The sequence below is a fragment of the Bacillus sp. CZDM1 genome, assembly GCF_055502545.1.
Map to the genome: position 1 here is coordinate 28,647 of NZ_JBUESO010000005.1, position 18,377 is coordinate 47,023.

16 protein-coding genes are annotated in these 18,377 nt (G+C 34.6%); 14 read left to right on the forward strand and 2 right to left on the reverse strand.

What is annotated here, in order from left to right; all coding sequences use genetic code 11:
• Positions 1 to 19: 19 nt before the first annotated feature.
• From ACY3XC_RS12825 to murJ, 5 genes are all read left to right on the forward strand, one after another.
• Entirely contained in the window at positions 20 to 1,348 is a 1,329-nt protein-coding gene (locus ACY3XC_RS12825; RefSeq protein ID WP_464868905.1) for a hypothetical protein, read from the forward strand.
• A complete protein-coding gene (locus ACY3XC_RS12830) occupies positions 1,345 to 2,478 on the forward strand; it encodes a glycosyltransferase family 4 protein (protein ID WP_464868906.1) in 1,134 nt (377 codons plus the stop codon). The genes ACY3XC_RS12825 and ACY3XC_RS12830 overlap by 4 nt, the downstream gene beginning before the upstream one ends.
• On the forward strand, positions 2,475 to 3,482 hold the full coding sequence (gene gmd / locus ACY3XC_RS12835; RefSeq protein ID WP_464868907.1) for a GDP-mannose 4,6-dehydratase: 1,008 nt from the start codon (positions 2,475 to 2,477) through the stop codon (positions 3,480 to 3,482). Before ACY3XC_RS12830 ends, gmd begins: the two co-directional genes overlap by 4 nt.
• A gap of 91 nt (positions 3,483 to 3,573) precedes the next feature.
• Positions 3,574 to 4,500 (forward strand): GDP-L-fucose synthase, encoded by a 927-nt coding sequence (fcl, locus tag ACY3XC_RS12840; protein WP_464868908.1) that lies wholly within the window; start codon positions 3,574 to 3,576, stop codon positions 4,498 to 4,500.
• Entirely contained in the window at positions 4,479 to 6,059 is a 1,581-nt protein-coding gene (gene murJ, locus ACY3XC_RS12845) for a murein biosynthesis integral membrane protein MurJ (RefSeq protein WP_464868909.1), read from the forward strand. The genes fcl and murJ overlap by 22 nt, the downstream gene beginning before the upstream one ends.
• 112 nt (positions 6,060 to 6,171) lie before the next feature.
• Here murJ and ACY3XC_RS12850 read toward each other — a convergent pair whose 3' ends face one another.
• Together ACY3XC_RS12850 and tagU are read right to left on the reverse strand one after the other, a co-directional pair.
• Positions 6,172 to 7,239: a glycosyltransferase family 4 protein gene (locus ACY3XC_RS12850; RefSeq protein WP_464868910.1), complete on the reverse strand. Its 1,068-nt coding sequence runs from the start codon at positions 7,237 to 7,239 to the stop codon at positions 6,172 to 6,174.
• A gap of 225 nt (positions 7,240 to 7,464) precedes the next feature.
• On the reverse strand, positions 7,465 to 8,400 hold the full coding sequence (gene tagU, locus ACY3XC_RS12855) for a polyisoprenyl-teichoic acid--peptidoglycan teichoic acid transferase TagU (RefSeq protein WP_464868911.1): 936 nt from the start codon (positions 8,398 to 8,400) through the stop codon (positions 7,465 to 7,467).
• A 446-nt stretch (positions 8,401 to 8,846) separates the two neighbouring features.
• Here tagU and ACY3XC_RS12860 point away from each other — a divergent pair, with 446 nt between their 5' ends.
• From ACY3XC_RS12860 to ACY3XC_RS12900, 9 genes are all read left to right on the forward strand, one after another.
• Positions 8,847 to 10,553 (forward strand): cell wall-binding repeat-containing protein, encoded by a 1,707-nt coding sequence (locus ACY3XC_RS12860; RefSeq protein ID WP_464868912.1) that lies wholly within the window; start codon positions 8,847 to 8,849, stop codon positions 10,551 to 10,553.
• 246 nt (positions 10,554 to 10,799) lie between these two features.
• The gene (locus ACY3XC_RS12865; RefSeq protein WP_464868913.1) at positions 10,800 to 12,671 is read left to right on the forward strand and encodes a polysaccharide biosynthesis protein; all 1,872 of its coding nucleotides are present in this window, start codon (positions 10,800 to 10,802) and stop codon (positions 12,669 to 12,671) included.
• Positions 12,672 to 12,740: 69 nt separating this feature from the next.
• Complete coding sequence (locus ACY3XC_RS12870) at positions 12,741 to 13,451, forward strand: DapH/DapD/GlmU-related protein (protein ID WP_464868914.1); 711 nt, start codon at positions 12,741 to 12,743, stop codon at positions 13,449 to 13,451.
• Between the two features lie 14 nt (positions 13,452 to 13,465).
• Positions 13,466 to 14,698, forward strand: a complete 1,233-nt coding sequence (locus tag ACY3XC_RS12875) for a glycosyltransferase family 4 protein (RefSeq protein ID WP_464868915.1) — start codon at positions 13,466 to 13,468, stop codon at positions 14,696 to 14,698.
• 17 nt (positions 14,699 to 14,715) lie between these two features.
• On the forward strand, positions 14,716 to 15,867 hold the full coding sequence (locus tag ACY3XC_RS12880; protein ID WP_464868916.1) for a DegT/DnrJ/EryC1/StrS family aminotransferase: 1,152 nt from the start codon (positions 14,716 to 14,718) through the stop codon (positions 15,865 to 15,867).
• Positions 15,868 to 15,876: 9 nt separating this feature from the next.
• Complete coding sequence (locus ACY3XC_RS12885; RefSeq protein ID WP_179156597.1) at positions 15,877 to 16,518, forward strand: sugar transferase; 642 nt, start codon at positions 15,877 to 15,879, stop codon at positions 16,516 to 16,518.
• Between the two features lie 100 nt (positions 16,519 to 16,618).
• The gene (locus tag ACY3XC_RS12890; protein WP_464868917.1) at positions 16,619 to 17,056 is read left to right on the forward strand and encodes a cell wall-binding repeat-containing protein; all 438 of its coding nucleotides are present in this window, start codon (positions 16,619 to 16,621) and stop codon (positions 17,054 to 17,056) included.
• Positions 17,057 to 17,064: 8 nt separating this feature from the next.
• Positions 17,065 to 18,099, forward strand: coding sequence for a cell wall-binding repeat-containing protein (locus ACY3XC_RS12895; RefSeq protein WP_464869249.1), 1,035 nt, complete (start codon positions 17,065 to 17,067; stop codon positions 18,097 to 18,099).
• A gap of 31 nt (positions 18,100 to 18,130) precedes the next feature.
• A complete protein-coding gene (locus ACY3XC_RS12900) occupies positions 18,131 to 18,307 on the forward strand; it encodes a hypothetical protein (protein WP_464868918.1) in 177 nt (58 codons plus the stop codon).
• Positions 18,308 to 18,377: the final 70 nt, after the last annotated feature.

Sequence of the window (18,377 nt, forward strand, 5' to 3'; positions counted from 1 at the left end):
ATACAAGGAGTTATTAAAATTGATATATTTTTTGTTTCTATTGTTGCTTTTTTTGAATATCGCCTGTTTATTTACTGTTTGTACTAAGAAAAGCATTTATAGATCAGGAATACAAATTAATCACTTTCTTTTATTTAGTATTGGATTATTTTTTTATTGGATTCTCCCATTACTTACTGGCGAATTGAATTTATTTATGAATCAGGATTTGATGGAAAATTGGCATAACCTTTACGATAAGCTTGAATATACTGAAATCAACTTTTATCTAACCATAACCCTTCTAATTCAACTGGCTTTTTACCTAGGAGACCGTACATTTCAAAAATATGATGAAAAATTAAAGTTATTTATACCAAAAAAGTTTACTTTGAATCCTGATTTAGAATCAACAAAGTTTACCTTGAATATTTTTTATTACCTTGGCTTAATACCAGTTATATACTTTATATATATCTTTTGGGATGCTTTCTTTCAAAGGTATACCAGTGAAGAGAATATAAGTAGTTTAAAAGGAACCTTTGTTGCATTAAGTTTAGTTTATTTGGCATTGGCTATTATATATACACTGGAAAATCATTACTATAATAGTGATAAAAATTTCATGCAATTAATAAAAAATAGGTATTTTATTACATATTTTATAATTGCCTTGCTTATTTTATCTTTAGGTGGCAGGTTATATTTCATAACTAGCATTTTTATGTTTTTAGTTTTTCGATCAATCTATATAAAGAAGATTTCGATAAAGATTGCGGGCATTTTTTTTACAATTTGCATTTTTATCATGGGTTTAATTGGTGTAGTTAGGCTTGGGTCAAATGTGATCGGAATTGAACCAATAATATTTAATGTTTTTGCCGAGCCACTATATACAAGTTTCTCGTTAATTTCATTTATCGGGATCGAAAGTCAAGATTTTTTTAACTTCCCAATTATCTTTTTGAGTGAATTACTAAATGTAGTTCCATCATTTTTATTTCCAAGTAAAGCCGAGTATTTTGTAACTCCAGCTGATCAAGGATTTACAATTTATTCTCCATTAGGTGCATTAAATTCGTATGTTTCTTTTATTATGAACTTTGGAGTTATTGGGAGTTTAATTACTTTCTTTTTGCTATCTTTTTTCCTCAGTTTCTTAAAGAAAACTGGAGAGGATATTTTAAGTTTTAGAGTAATTTATGTCATGGTTACAGGGTGGTTAGTTTTTTCCTTTTTTAGAGATCCATTTTCAGTTTCAATTATTAAGAATATGTTAGAGTTCTCCATATTAATACCTCTATTTTTGTTTATTTTGATTCAAATTGTTATGAAATACAATACTTTGAAGAGGGGGCGATCAAAATGAGAATAGGTATCGACGCATTATTTGTTCGTCCTGGAAAAGTTGGAGGAACTGAAAGTTATTTAAGAAATCTCTTAAAAGCTTTGCAAATAGTGGATAAAGAAAATGAATACATCATTTTCACTTCGAAAAATAATGAGGAAACATTTAACTTTGAAAAACCAAATTTTGTAAAGGTTGTTTGTGACTTCGACAATAGCAGCAGGGTAAGAAGAATGATTTATACTAACTTGTCCCTTCCTAAGTTGATAAGGGAGAAAAAAATCGATGTAATGTTCTTCCCAACCTATATGAGATGTTTATCACATCTAAAAAATATAAAAACTATATCGAATATTCATGATGTCCAATATAAACATTATCCTGAATATTTTTCTTATAGTAAAAAATTAATATTCAATATTTTTTATCCCGCAAGTATTTATAAAAGTGATAAATTGGTTTGTATTTCCCATTTTTCTAAGGATGATGTGATTCAACATTTTCCTGATGTAGATAAAGAAAAGTTATCTGTTATTCATAATCCAATTGATTTTGAAAAGTTCGAACTGAAGGATAATAGTGGAAATCTTATATCCAAATTTGGTCTAAAAAAAGGGGAGTATATATTAACTGTTGCTTCACATGTACCACACAAAAATCTAGGGACGCTGATAAGGGCATTCGGACAGCTAAAGGCTAAATATAATTCTACTCAAAAGTTGGTATTGGTTGGAATTAAGGATAAGTCAACAGAAGATATGGAAAAATTATTAAAGGAATTAAATATCTTTGATGAAACCATTGTTCCTGGATTTGTTGATGATAATACGCTTTCTCAGTTGTACAATAACGCAGGCGCTTTCGTTTCTCCATCTTTATTCGAAGGTTTTGGTATGCCGCCGGTAGAAGCTATGTATAGAAGAGTGCCTACGATAACTACGGAATGTGCTTCTTTACCCGAAGTGACTAAGTTCAAAGCAAAATATTACAAGAATCCAGTTGATTTTAATGAGTTGGCTAGCACCATACAAGAGGTATTATTAACTCCTCCTGATATGAGCAAAATACCAGAGGAAATGATAAATAGTTATTCTTTAGAAGAAATAGGAAATCAATATATTAAATTATTTAAGGAAGTGTATAGCAAATGAAAAAGGCACTAATTACAGGTATAACAGGTCAGGACGGAGCCTATCTAACTGAACTCCTATTGGAAAAGGGATATGAGGTCCACGGAATAGTAAGAAGAACTAGTTCTTTTAATACTTCTCGTATATCTCACTTGGAAGATCAAGAAGATTTACATTTACACTACGGTGACATGACAGATTCTAGTAATTTAAATAGACTTTTGGAGACCATCGGGCCAGATGAAATCTATAATCTTGCTGCACAAAGTCATGTTCAAGTTTCATTTGAAGTACCTGAGTATACTGCCAATGCAGACGCGATTGGAACATTAAGAATACTGGATGCTATCAGGGAAACAGGATTAAAGTCCAAGTTTTATCAAGCATCAACTAGTGAATTATATGGTAAGGTACAAGAAATTCCACAAAAGGAAACAACACCATTTTATCCTAGAAGTCCTTATGCAGCAGCTAAACTATATGCTTATTGGATTACTGTTAACTATAGAGAAGCCTATAACCTGTATGCCTGTAACGGCATTTTGTTTAACCATGAGTCTCCGAGAAGAGGAGAAACTTTTGTAACTAGAAAGATTACTCGGGGTCTTGCTGATATTGTTAATGGTAAAAAGGAAAAATTATATCTTGGAAATCTTGATGCAAAACGTGATTGGGGCTTTGCTGGGGATTATGTAGAAGCCATGTGGCTAATGCTACAACAGGAAAAAGCTGAGGATTTTGTCATTGCGACTGGAGAGACTCGGCAAGTACGTGAATTTACAGAAGAAGCATTTAAGCATGCTGGTATAGAATTAGAGTGGGCAGGAACAGGAGTAGATGAAAAAGGTATAGATAAAAAGACAGGAAAAGTTTTGGTTGAAGTTGACCCTAAATATTTCCGTCCAACTGAGGTTGAGCTATTAATTGGAGATCCTACTAAAGCGAAACAACTACTAGGGTGGGAACCAAAAGTTGATTTTTACCAACTAGTAAAAATGATGGTTGACGCAGATCTAGGTAAATAAAGATAACTATTTATTATTAATTTTATAACTAGGAGGTGATCTAATTAAAGAGCACCTCTTGTTTTATTCCATATTTAGGACGGTGGTTGTTATGCAAAAAGATTCGAAAATTTTTGTGGCAGGACATAGAGGTTTAGTTGGATCAGCGATATTGCGAAAGCTAAAGAAGGATGACTACACTAATCTTGTATATAGGACAAGTGCTGAAGTAGATTTAAGAGATCATAAGAGCGTGACCGATTTCTTTAAGCAGGAGCAAGTCGAGTATGTTTTTTTAGCAGCAGCAAAAGTAGGCGGGATTGTTGCCAATAATGAATATCCTGCCGATTTTATTAGAGATAATCTTCTTATTCAATCAAATGTAATTGATGCAGCCTATAAAAATGGTGTGAAAAAATTATTATTTTTAGGAAGCACATGTATTTATCCTAAATTAGCTCCACAGCCAATTAAAGAAGAATATCTTCTTACTGGTGAATTAGAACCAACAAATGAACCATACGCAATCGCTAAAATTGCAGGTATAAAAATGTGTCAATCTTATAATAGGCAGTATGCAACAAACTTTATTTCAGCCATGCCTACTAACTTATATGGTCCAAACGATAACTTTGACCTTCATACTTCTCATGTACTACCTGCATTAATCCGCAAGTTCCATGAAGCAAAAGTTGCAAATGCAGATTCAGTTACAGTATGGGGTACTGGGAATCCCAAAAGAGAGTTTTTACATGTAGACGATTTAGCAAGTGCTTGTTTATTCCTTATGGAATCATATAATTCAAATGAGATTATCAATATTGGTGTTGGAAATGATATTTCAATAAAGGAACTTGCAGAAACTATTAAAGAAATAGTTGGATTTAATGGTAATATTGACTTTGATACATCTAAACCAGATGGTACTCCACGGAAACTTGTGGATGTAAATAAAATTAACTCTTTAGGGTGGAAAGCAAAAATACCTTTAAAAGAGGGATTGCTGGAAACTTATAAATGGTATTTAGAAAAACTGTAGGTAGTGGAAAAAATGTGGGTGGAAATCCAATGAAAATTTTTAGGAATTCTGTATTACTTATTACTATTTTAGCGATTATTAGTAACTTCTTGGGGTTTATAAGAGAAGTCTTAATAGCATATATATTTGGGGCAGAAGATACAACGGATGCTTTCTATATAGCATTAACTATTCCTACCGTTGTTTTAGCGGTAGTGGGGAATGTCCTAATGACAATAATTGTTCCAATATATAGTAAATATCGTGAAGATAATTATGAATCCAGAAAAATAATTTCATCGCTCTTTACGATCATTATTTGTATTGCTATACCTTTATCAATAATCCTTGTTTACTTTAGTTTAGATATAATTGATCTATTAGGTACAGGACTATCCTCGGAAAGTCAAGTAATGGCATATAAGCTTTTGCTTATTTTAATACCACTTATTCTTTTTGGATCGCTAATGCACGGTTTAAATGGGGTTTTAGAATCACACTCCGTTTTTGGTGTCTCAGCATTTTCGGGTGTTGTTAATAATTTCATTGTTGTAATAGGAATAATAGGGTTGGGCTTTTTGTATGAGATTTATGGGGTTGCTATTGCAACTGTATCAGGCTTCTTTGCTGGATTAGGTACACAGCTCTATTTTTGGAAGAAAATTGAACGACCATTTTCTATTACATTTAAATGGAATCATCCTGCCATAAAAGAAATGGCAAAATTATCAATACCTGTTGCCATTTCAACTTTAATTAGCCAATCCTATTTATTTACTGACCGTTATTTAGCAAGTTTTTTAGAAGAAGGTAGTGTTACAGCACTAAATTTCGCGTCAAAACTAAGTTTGTTACCTATCATTACATTTGCAGCATCATTATCAATAGTTACTTATACTAAGGTTACAAATGCTGTCATTGTAAATGACAAAAACATGTTTCAGCAAATTATAACTAAAAATCTCAATGTTTTATTAATTGTTATGTTACCGATTGCTTTAATATTTTTGAATTTCTCAGGCGAAATTGTAAATTTAATGTTTCGCTATGGTAATTTCGATTACTCAGCTTTTTTAATCACAAAAAATGCATTAGTTTATTATTCAATTGGAATATTACCAAATAGTCTATGTTATTTATTATACCGTGTTTACTATGCTCATAAGAGAACCTTATATGCATCTATTGTAAGTATCATTGGAGTTTTTACAAATATTATTATGAGCTTTATTTTTGTAAAACCATTGGATGTTGGTGGAATTGCCCTGGCTAATTCAGTTTCTTTTATTATTATCTTTTTGCTACTACTATTACCGTTAAAACGTTTTACTCTAGGAGTAAATGTTAAAGAGATATTTGGAGAAACACCAAAGCTATTGATAATGGTGCTCTTTAGTTACTTGGTTTTTCTTCTTTTAGATCAAATACATTATTTTACAAATTTACAAAGTAACATCATAAATCGAATTTTGGTTATTGCTATTCCTACAGTTTTAGGATTAATTATTTATATTTTGATGGGATTACTATTAAGACACAGTATTTTTATGGACACATTTAAAAAGCTATTTAAAAAGTAATTTTTCTTTTATATATCTTCATAGTTATTCGTTAATAGGTAGTACCAATCCTCATTCAACAAGAAAAACCACCTTTTAAAAAGGTGGTTTTTCTTGTTGATATAAAAAAAGTTTAAGCAGATTTATTTTCTTTATGCAATCTTTTTATTGGGTGAAAGATTACCGCCTTGATTGTTTCATCTTCTAAAAGACCAATAATTTTTGTAGTCAGTAATAATCCAATGAAAAGCGTAGAAGCTAAGATAACTAATCCATATAATGAATTTGCAGTTAATAGAATTGCACTTACACCAAAAGCTAATGCAAATGTATAAATAATTAGGACTGATGTCCGATGACTATTTCCAATTTTTATTAAACAATGATGTAAATGATTCTTATCAGGATCAGTAATCTTTTGCTTATTGATTAACCTTCTAATTATTGCAAATAGGGTATCAATTATTGGTACTGCCAAAACAATAATTGGAATAATTAGATTCGTTAAATTTGCCTCAGTATTAATACTTAATAACGATAATACTGATATACAAAAACCTAGAAATAGAGAGCCAGTATCTCCCATAAATATCTTTGCGGGATAAAAATTGAAGATAAGAAACCCAAGAGTACTTGCAGCTAGGATAAGACAGATAGAAGCAAGAAATATATTGCCATTTAGAAAAGAAATAATCATTATTGAAGAAATTGCTATAGTTGAAAGACCTGCAGCCAATCCATCTAATCCATCCATTAAATTGATGGCATTTGTAATTCCAATGATCCAAACTATTGTGATAAGATAGCCAAAGAAATTCAAATCAACAGTACCGATTAATGGAAGAGAGATTATTTCTAACTTTAATCCTGAAAATACAACAATTAAGGTGGCTATCAACTGTCCGCAAAGTTTTACTTTAGCTGGCAAAATATATTTATCGTCTAGTACACCAGTAATAACAATAATTAATGCTCCAAGTAGTAAGAACGGAAGATTGCTAGATTTTGGACTTAATATAAGTCCACCAGCAATTGTTCCAAATACAATCGCTATTCCGCCAAGTCTAGGCATAATATTACTATGCACTTTACGTTGGTCTGGCTTGTCCGTTGCTCCAATAATAATGGCAACCTTTTTTACCAGAGGAGTTGAAAAGGTTGCTACTAGGAAAGCAAACATAAAAGCAAAAAAATAAGACATTATCAAAAGTGCCCCCTTTATATATATATATATATATTTATTTCTTATAGTTTTTCAATGTTATTTTATCCTAATGTACCTTCTTATTATATATTGCCTGGGTACATATATCTACAAATTTCTACATCTCAATTTGTTATTTTACTGGAAATTATATATTTAGTGCATATATTAAATAAAAGAAAGAAGGACCATATCGACCTTCTAGTAATGAAAAATTAAAATTCATTTGATTTCTAATTGAGTTTTTAAAATCTCAGTAATTCTATTTTTCTCATCATTTGGGATTAATTGAAAGGAAACTCCATTAATCATTTTTCCTTGAGCTTTTACTTCAATTTGTTCAATCGAATTCTTAGCTTCCTTATACTTACTTTGTATGGACATCATTTCATCAAAAGTTAAATTGGTTTTTATATTATTTCCTAGTGCAGAGAAAATGTCACCAAAGTTTTTTAAAGAACTAACGCTTGCTCCCTTATCTATTACGGCTTGTATGATTTGTCGCTGACGCATTTGTCTCCCAAAGTCTCCGCGTGGGTCTTCGTAACGAGTTCGGGCATATTTTAGTGCTTTTTCACCATTAAGATTCAATGTACCTTTGGCAAAATGTGTACCATCGTAAGTAAAGTCTAAATCATTTTCTACAGTGACGCCGCCTACTGAATCGACGATTTCCTTAAATCCATCCATATTAATTTGAACGTAGTAATCAATGGGAATGTCAAGGAAATTTTCAATTGTGTCAATTGACATTTCTGCTCCACCAAATGCAAAAGCATGATTTATTTTATCTGTTGTTCCTCTCCCAATAATTTCAGTCCGAGTATCACGTGGAATACTTAACATTTTTACAGAATTTGAATTGGGATTCACAGTCATGATGATGATGGTATCTGAACGTCCACGATCACCCTCCCTTTCATCAACACCCAATAAAGCAACTGAAAATGGGTCTGCATTTTCCAAAGATATATCTTCTATTCTTTTTTCAGACTTTTCCCTCTCAAGTGGAGTGTGCATTGTATCCACTGCTGTGGTAAGGGATTGATAAACTGTATATGCATAAGCACCTACTGCTACTATTAATATCGCAAAGGTTAACATGACGACACGTAACCATTTGCGTTTTTTCTTTTTTTTATCTGCTCTGGTACCCATGTTAGATAATCCTCCTTAAATGAAAACTTATTATAAGTATAAAATGTCCAATAAAAGTAAAGACGAAGATTCGACAATAAATGTTTCATTTTTCTCTATCCATTAACTATACAATCTTATCATGTCCCGAATAATATTTTAACAGGCATTATATTCCTCCAATTATGAAAATAATCACCAAAAAATCATAGCAGAAATTACCTATTTTTTATACAATTTTTTTAAAAAATGAATATGTTTACCATGATTTTTGTCGAAAAGCGTAAGATTAACAATTTCTAATAAAATATATTCTTATACAGAGGAATAAAATAGGTCTTAATTGGTGTTTTGTTACAGATTGGGGGTTTTTATAGACTTATTGTTTGCAAGTTTTGTAGAATATAGGAAGTGAATTGCAAAACCTGAAACTTGCAATCTAAGACTTTATACAAAGGGAGAGAGTAATGAAACGGTATTTTGTTGTTTTCAGCTTAGTGTTTACATTAGTATTTATGTCTTTACCATCTTTAGTCGGACATGCAGAGGTAACTTCGAAACGGATGGATGGTGCTGATCGTTTTGCTGTATCGGTTAATGTTTCGAAAGAAGGATGGCCTAATGGCAGTGGAACGGTTATCCTTGCTAACTATCTAGCCTTTGCCGATGCGTTAGCTGCATCGCCACTTGCGTTTAAAGAAGATGCGCCAATCTTGTTAACCCATTCTAATTCAATCACTCAAACTACGATGGATGAAATTAGTAGATTAAAAGCTTCAAGGGTACTTTTAGTTGGGGGACCAGGAAGTATTTCTGAGAACATCGTTAGTCAATTAAAACAAAAAGGAATTCAAACAATTGAAAGAATTGGAGGAATCGATCGTTATGAAGTTTCCTTTAATATCGCACAAAAGTTAGGTCAAACGGACACTGCTGTGTTAGCTAACGGATTAAAGTTCCCTGATGCTTTAGCGATTGCACCTTATGCAGCTCAGAACGGATATCCAATCTTACTATCTCAAGACAATTCCTTACCAAGCAAAACAACAGAGGCTTTTCAAACAAAAGGTATCACTAAAACCATCATCGTTGGTGGTGAGGGAAGTGTTTCAGCTAATGTTGCTTCCAAAGTCCCGAATGTAAATAGAATCGGCGGGAAAGACCGATATGAGGTTTCAGCAAATATCGTTACTCAACTAAATTTGGCTGCAAATAAGGCATTTTTAGCTACAGGCATGACATTTGCTGATGCGCTAACTGGATCTGTTCTTGCGGCGAAACAAAATGCTCCTATGCTGTTAATGCACCCAACGACAGTACCAACTGCTATTCAATCACTTGTTCAAGCAAAGAACATTCAGGATTTTGTTATACTTGGCGGAACAGCTTCAGTCCCTGATCGTGTATTCCAAATTCTAACTGGACAAGTTCCTGCACTGCCTTTAGAAGGAAAGACCATTGTTATTGATCCAGGTCATGGAGGAACTGATCCAGGTGCCGTTCAAAACGGATACGTAGAAAAAAACCTAAATAACCAGTTCTCTTTAAAGTTTGCAGATAAGCTTCAGAAGCTGGGAGCAAACATCATTTATACTAGAAATCCGAATTCTGATAACTTTATTGATTTACCAGAACGAGCAAGCTTTGCGAATACAACCAATGCAGATTTGTTTGTCAGTATTCATCATGATTCAAATGTTTCAACCTCACCAAATGGATTTAGCATTCACTACAGTTCTTATCGACCGGCGATTGAAGTGAATGATGTTTATGTTCTATCCAATGGTGTTAAATATCCTTTCATTCGAGAAGAAACAGAGAATAAACAGTTTATAGTTAGAAACGGTTCAATTGAAATGGCACTTAGTTACGTAGGAAATAATATTGCCTATGATCCAACTCCATCACCTGCAGTTGTAACAACGAAGGCATTAACAGATGTTTTTGTTACTGCACTTGCTTATCCTGGGATCAAGGCAACTACTGCATACTCATCAACAGGAATTAGAGACAGCAATCTTTATGTAACTCGGTGGACCAATATGCCGTCTATATTAATTGAGTTAGGTTTTATCTCCAATCCAAACGAAGTAAAACTACTGGCAAATCCAACAGTACAAGACACGAGAGCTCAAAACTTAGCTAACAGTATTAAAGACTATTTCAATAAGTAAAACGAAAGGATTATTTCGAAGTCAAATCGAAATAATCCTTTTTACATATATTATTGGGTATATTACCCATATTAAAAAGGAAGTCAAAGGTAAAATATAATATAACCGATATATATAATTTTTGTTACACTTTCAACATCCTAGTTGTAAAAATTCAATTTATGCTATAATAACATCTGTATTTAAGAAGAAAGTATGTATAAAATATTTTTGATTATTTTTTAGTTTCTCTAGGGGGTATTTTTTATGAAATACCGAACAAGAATGCTCACTCTTGTCTGTATTGATTCAGCAGTTGTTTTATTATCTTTATACATGTCCTATTTTTTAATAAATCCGTATTCCGGATATATATTAATTCTTCCGGTTCTAAAGCACATGATTGTAACTACATCGATTACTCTATTGTTGACTCACCATGTGTTCTCTTACATTTTTGGGTTATATAGAAGAGTGTGGGCTTATGCAAGTATGGAAGAACTAGTAGGGGTATTCTTTGTGGTAAGCTCATCTATCGGGATTACTGCGGTTGTTCAAAAAATTGCTTTTGACAACATCTATCTTCAGGGTCTTTCTGTTACCTTTATGCTTAACATACTCTTTTTAGGCGGAGTTCGTTTTTGGTCAAGATTTTTAAAAACAGTTAAATTCGAGATTCGAACTAAAGGAATTCGCCCAAGTAAAACGAAGAGAACTTTAATCATTGGAGCGGGTTCAACAGGACGGATGTTGTTACAACAATTAAAAGACCATCCAACAACTGACTTAACCCCAGTAGCCTTTTTGGATGATAATGAAAAGGTGCAACGACTTCATGTAGGTGGCTTACCAGTTGCGGGTAAGATAAATGATTTAGCAAAAATAGTTAAGCGATTTAATGTGGATCATGTCGTTATTGCGATACCATCTTTGCAGAAGCAAAAATTACATGAAATTGTAACAGAAGCAAAACAGGTGTGCCAAGATGTACAGATTCTTCCGATGATTGGCGACTTAGCGTCTGGGAAGGTCGCTATTAGTGAGATTCGAGACGTGTCGATTGGTGACCTTTTAGGTCGAGAACCTGTTGAGTTGGACAATAAAGGAATTGCTGAGAAAATTGAGAACCAAACCATCCTTATCACTGGAGCTGGCGGCTCCATCGGATCTGAATTATGCAGGCAGTTATGTCAATTTAAGCCTAAGACGATGATTTTGTTAGGTCATGGTGAAAACAGTATTTATTCAATTGAAATGGAACTGAAAAATAAATATGGCGAAGAAATTGAATTCTTAACAGAAATTGCGGATGTTCAAGACCGTGAAAAAATGTTTGATATTCTATTTAAATATAAACCATATCTTGTTTATCATGCTGCTGCACACAAGCATGTACCGCTTATGGAACGAAATCCTGAGGCGGCAGTCAAGAATAATGTATATGGAACGAAGAACGTAGCCGATGCTTCAGATGCTGCTGGTGTAAATACCTTTGTATTGGTATCAACAGATAAGGCTGTTAATCCAACGAGTGTAATGGGTTCTACTAAGAGAGTCGCGGAAATCATTATTCAAAATTTAGCACGACATAGCCACACTCGCTTTGTAGCGGTACGATTTGGGAATGTATTGGGAAGCCGAGGCAGTGTTGTTCCTCTTTTCAAGAAGCAAATTGCAAAGGGCGGCCCTGTAACGGTAACTCATCCGGATATGACGAGATATTTTATGACTATTCCTGAAGCCTCTAGATTGGTTATTCAAGCTGGGGTACTAGCTCGTGGAGGAGAAATATTTGTCCTTGATATGGGTGAACCAGTGAAAATTGTCGATTTAGCAAAAAATTTAATTAAGTTGTCAGGATATACTGAGGAAGAAATTAAAATAGAATATTCAGGTATGCGTCCGGGAGAAAAGCTATATGAAGAAATATTAAATAAAGAAGAAATTCATCCGGAAAAGATATTTCCAAAAATTTATATTGGTAAGGCTACATTGGAAAATGCTGAAGAAATCATAAAACAAATTGAAGAACATTTAGATAATAAGGAAATGTTACGTGAAACCTTATTGGAAATTGCTAATCGAAAAAGAGTTAAGGAAAAAAAAACAAACGAAAAAAAAGTTTTATCAACTACTTGAAAGAAACGTAAGGGATTATAACCCTTACGTTTTAACCATTAACCTATTTACATAAAAGGAAGCGAATCTATGGAGAAATTCAATAAGGGTTTAAATGTCATTATTGGAGAACATGTTCAATTTGGTGAAAATGTTACGATTGGAAATAATGTCATTATTTATGACGGAGTTCAAATTGGAAATAACGTTATGATACAAGATAATGCCGTGATTGGAAAACAGCCGGCACGAGCAAAGAATTCAATCCTTCCTGAGGTGAAGAAGCTGCCTCCAACCGTAATCGGAAGTGGAGTTACAGTTGGTACCTCATCCATTATTTATGCAAATGCTGACATTGCAGATGATGTGTTTGTAGCTGATTTAGCTACCATTCGTGAGAGGGTTACGATTGGCGAGAAAACGATTGTAGGAAGAGGCGTTGCAGTCGAAAATGACTGTAAGGTCGGCAAGTATTGCAAGCTTGAAACAAACTGTTACATCACCGCTTATTCCACAATCGAAGATTATGTGTTTATTGCGCCATGTGTGGTTACTACAAATGATAATTACATGGCAAGATCGAAAGAGAGATATGAGCATTTTAAAGGAGTTACCATTAAGACCGGCGGAAGAATTGGTGCTAATGCAACTATCTTACCTGGTAAAACCATTCATGAAGATGGAGCCGTCGCAGCTGGCAGTGTGGTAACGAAAGATGTTGAGAAGGAATCAATTGTTGCAGGTGTACCTGCAAAAGCATTAAGAACTGTTCCAGAAGCACAGCTCTTAAAAAACCAATAATGGTGAGTGGTTCAATGAAAATATTACTGATTAATCATTATGTAGGTTCCAATATCCATGGAATGGAATATAGACCTTACTATTTGGCGAAGGAATGGGTAAAGGGCGGTCATGAAGTTACCATGATTGGTGCCTCCTTTTCTCATATTCGGACCGTTCAGCCAGAGGTTGAGAACAATTGGAAAGAAGAATATCATGATGGAATACGGTATCTATGGGTCAAAACACCATCCTATGAAGGGAATGGCGTTAAACGGATCATTAATATGGCGGTTTTTATGAAAGAATTGATGCTTCATTCTGCTAAGATTGCAGATACATATAAGCCAGATGTTGTGATTGCTTCATCCACCTATCCGTTAGATATCTATCCAGCTAGAAGAATTGCCAACAAAGTAAAAGCAAAGCTCATATTTGAAGTACATGACCTTTGGCCATTGTCACCAATGGAGCTAGGGAATATGTCTGCTAAACATCCATTTATTATGGTCATGCAAAAAGGCGAAAACGATGCTTATCGTTATGCAGATAATGTTGTTTCTCTTTTACCAAAAGCGGATCAGCACATGATTGAACATGGAATGGAGCCAAGTAAATTTAGGTATCTTCCAAATGGTATTGATATAGAGCAATGGGAGCAAGCGGATGAGAAAATTCCAAATGATCATAAGGACGTAATTGATGATCTTAGGAAAAATGGTAAATTTCTTATTGGCTATGCAGGAACTCACGGAATTGCAAATGCCCTTGAGTACTTAATTGAGGCCGCAGAACGGACAAATGATGAGCGTATTGCGTACGTTTTAGTAGGAAAAGGTCCAGAAAGAGATAATCTAATAAACAAAGTGAAAGAGAAAAACCTGAAAAACATTCATTTCTTGCCTGTCATTAATAAAAAGGCGATTCCAGACTTTTTGTCACAAATGGACGCATTATATATAGGCTGGCGAAGGAGCCCATTATACCGGTTTGGAGTAAGTCCTAACAAGCTGTTAGATTATTTAATGGCTGGGAAACCCATCATTCATGGTATAGAAGCAGGAAATGACCTTGTGGCTGAAGCGGGAGCAGGAATAACCATTCCGCCAGAGGATCCAGATGAAGTTGCTCATGCTGCGAAGAAAATGCTTGAATTACCAGAGGACCGGAGAAATGAGATGGGAACAAATGGTCAAAGGTTCGTCATAGAAACACATGACTATCGTGTTCTTTCTCAAAAGTTTATTGATATTATGAATGAAAACTAACTAGTAGGTGAAACGAAATGGAATTTATCCCTTATGCTTTACCATTAATAGAAGATAATGAAATTAAGGAAGTTGTCGATACATTACATTCAAACTGGCTTAGTAAAGGCCCTAAAACCGTTGAGTTTGAAAAACAATTTAGTCAATACGTAAACGCAAATCATTCACTAGGATTAAACTCGTGTACTGCTGGGCTTCATATATCCCAGTTAGCAGCAGGTATTGGTGCAGGTGATGAGGTCATCACAACACCTTATACATTTGTTGCTTCAGCTAATACGATTATTCACACGGGTGCAACACCTGTTTTTGTTGACATTGATCCTGTTACCTTCAATATTGACCCGAAGAAAATTGAAGAAAAAATTACTTCCAAAACAAAGGCCATCATCCCTGTACATTTTGCAGGATATCCTTGTGACATGGATCCGATTATGGAAATTGCCAAGAAACATAATTTAATTGTCATTGAAGATGCAGCACATGCAGTGTATACAAAATATAAAGGCAGAATGGTTGGAAGTATCGGGGATTTTACCTGCTTTAGTTTTTATGCGACTAAAAACCTTGTTACAGGTGAAGGCGGAATGGTAACTACCCACAATGAAGAGTGGGCCGATCAACTGCGTGTAATGAGCTTGCACGGTATGAGCAAAAACGCTTGGAATCGTTATGGTGATAAAGGAACCTGGTTTTATGAGGTAGAGTATCCTGGTTTTAAATACAATATGACCGATATGCAGGCAGCATTAGGTCTTGTACAGCTAGATAAACTAGAAAGTATGCAGAAACGCCGTGAGGAAATCGCTAAGAAATACAATGAGGCATTTTCTAAAGTTGAAGGATTCACTGCTCCTTATAGTAACGAGGAAAACGTTCATGCTTGGCATTTATATGTTCTTCGTCTAAAGGATGGTCATTTTACCATCGATCGCGGGGAATTCATTGAGCAGTTAAAGGAAAAAGGAATCGGAACAAGTGTACATTTTATTCCAGTTCCAATGCACCCTTATTATAAAAAACTTGGGTATAATATTGAAAATTACCCTAATGCGTTAGCTGCCTATAATGGAGCGCTCTCGTTACCACTGTACCCTAAAATGACTGATGAACAAGTAGATCATGTAATCAATATGGTTTTGGAGCTAGCAGAAACCTCAAAAAAATAGGTGATGATAATGAGTAAAGCAGTATCACAATATAAAACTCAAAACTATAAACAGAGTGATTTTGGAAAAAGAGCGTTTGATGTCATTATGTCAGCAATCGGTTTAATCATTTTGTCTCCGTTTTTCCTCATCATTAGTATCATGATTAAATTAGACTCACCTGGACCTGTTTTATTTAAACAGGTTCGAGTGGGAAGATATGAGCGGAACTTTAAGATCCTAAAGTTCAGAACAATGGTTACGGATGCGGAAAAAAAAGGAGCACAGATTACGGTCGGAAGAGACAGCCGAATCACGCGTGTGGGGCATTTTCTAAGAAAGTCAAAGCTTGATGAGTTACCACAATTAATTAATGTTTTTATAGGCGATATGAGTCTTGTTGGCCCGCGGCCTGAAGTTCCTAAATACACACAGTACTATACCAAGGTCCAGAAGAGAATTTTTGAACTTCGTCCGGGTATAACGGATTATTCCTCGATTAAATATCGTGATGAAAACGAGATTCTGGCTTTAAGCAATGATCCTGAAAAGACGTACATTGAAGAAATCATGGTCGATAAGTTAAAGTTGAACTTAGAATACTTGGAGAATAAATCACTTCTGACTGATATAAAAATTATTTTTAATACCTTTTTAAAAATCATAAAATAAGAAAAAGGAAGATTATGCCGATTCACAAGACATAATCTTCCTTTTTTATAGGAAAAAAGACGGGTTTGGAGGTATAATGGCAATAGGGGGTTGGAGAAAAATGAGAAAGATAACAATCATTTCTATTTTTATTTCACTATTGCTAATTTTAGGGTTTTCTGTACCGTCTTCTGCAGCGCAAATTACCGACTTGCCAGAACGAATTGATGGCAAAGATCGCTTTGCTGTCGCTGTAAACATCTCAAAAAAATGGGGACAAGCAGACACCGTTATCCTAGCAAATTATTTAGCTTTCGCTGACGCTTTAACAGCAACACCGCTTGCCTATAAATTAAATGCTCCCATTTTACTTACACATCCTGATCAACTATCAGATGAAACAAAGAGACAGATTGGATCTCTTGGGGTAAAAAATGTAGTCGTTGTAGGTGGAGAAGGCAGTGTTTCAGAGAATGTAGTATCCAATATTGCTAGTCTTGGAATTTCTAATATACAAGGATTTCAGGAAAAGACCGTTTCGAGGTCTCGAAGAACATAGCAGAACAAATAGGATTCAACGGAACAGCCGTTTTTGCAAATGGTTTGGTGTTTGCAGATGCACTTTCTATAGCACCCTATGCGGCTGCCAATGCTTATCCTATAATACTGACAATGAATAATGAACTTCCATTAGGAATTCAAAAGCTACTAGACGCAGGAACCATAACAAAATCCATCGTTGTTGGTGGGGAAGCCAGTGTCAGCAACGGTGTCTTTAATCAGCTGCCAAGCGCTTCTAGAATCGGCGGAAAAGACCGATATGAGGTAGGTGCCAACATTGCGAAAACCTATGGTCAAAATCGAAGTAAACATTATATTGCGACTGGTGTAACTTTTGCTGATGCACTTACGGGCTCAGTCCTAGCACCTAAGGAGAATGCAGTCATTCTTTTATCCAAAACCGATCATTTACCTGCACCGACAATAGGGGTTATTTCTCAGAAGGATGTTCCTGTAACCATTCTTGGAGGAGTGGGTTCTGTAAAAGATCAAATTGTTCAAAAACTTACCTCGATGAAACCAAGCAGCCGACCAATTCTTTATATTGTGCCACATCAAGATGATGAAATACTATCTTATGGGGTTGATATTAGAAATGAGCTGTCCCGGGGAAGACAAGTACATCTTATTCTGCTTACCCGAGGAGAAGATTCAGGAGCAAGAAAAACTTTAAATGGTGATTATTATTGTTACATTCATGGGAAGTATCATAAACCCCAATTAGAGGGCTATAAAGCCGGTTCGCTGACTCCGGATGAATTTGCGGACGCGAGAACAGATGAGTATTACCGAGCATCAAAAGCACTAGGGGTACCAATTAGTAATATTCATACTGAATATATTCCAAATGGTCAATTCTATAGTTCCAGAGTTATCCCAATTATTCAAAAATATCTTGCATTATTCCCGAATGCAGATGTTCGTACTTTTTCTTGGTTCGATGAGCATAGCGCACATGCGTTACTTGGGAAAACAATCCAGGGAATGGCAAACAGAGGGTTTGCTCCAAAGATATCAGGCGAAATTCTTTATTTCTATTAATACAGACCGTTTTTATAAGGTTCCCAAACCAATGCCAACTATAATGAATGTAATAGAAAAACAAAGCGACATCCAATTTTTAAGGAGTGCTATTGGAGAATATCGCCGCTGGGATCCGGTAAAAGGCCATTATGCAGCTGGTTATCATTCCGTGCAGGCCCAATTTGATACTTTATGGAACAATCCATATGTTAACAGTCACTATTAATCAATGAATACATGAATATATTAATCATATGGGAAGTTGAGTAGATATTACTCGACTTCCCATTTTTTTA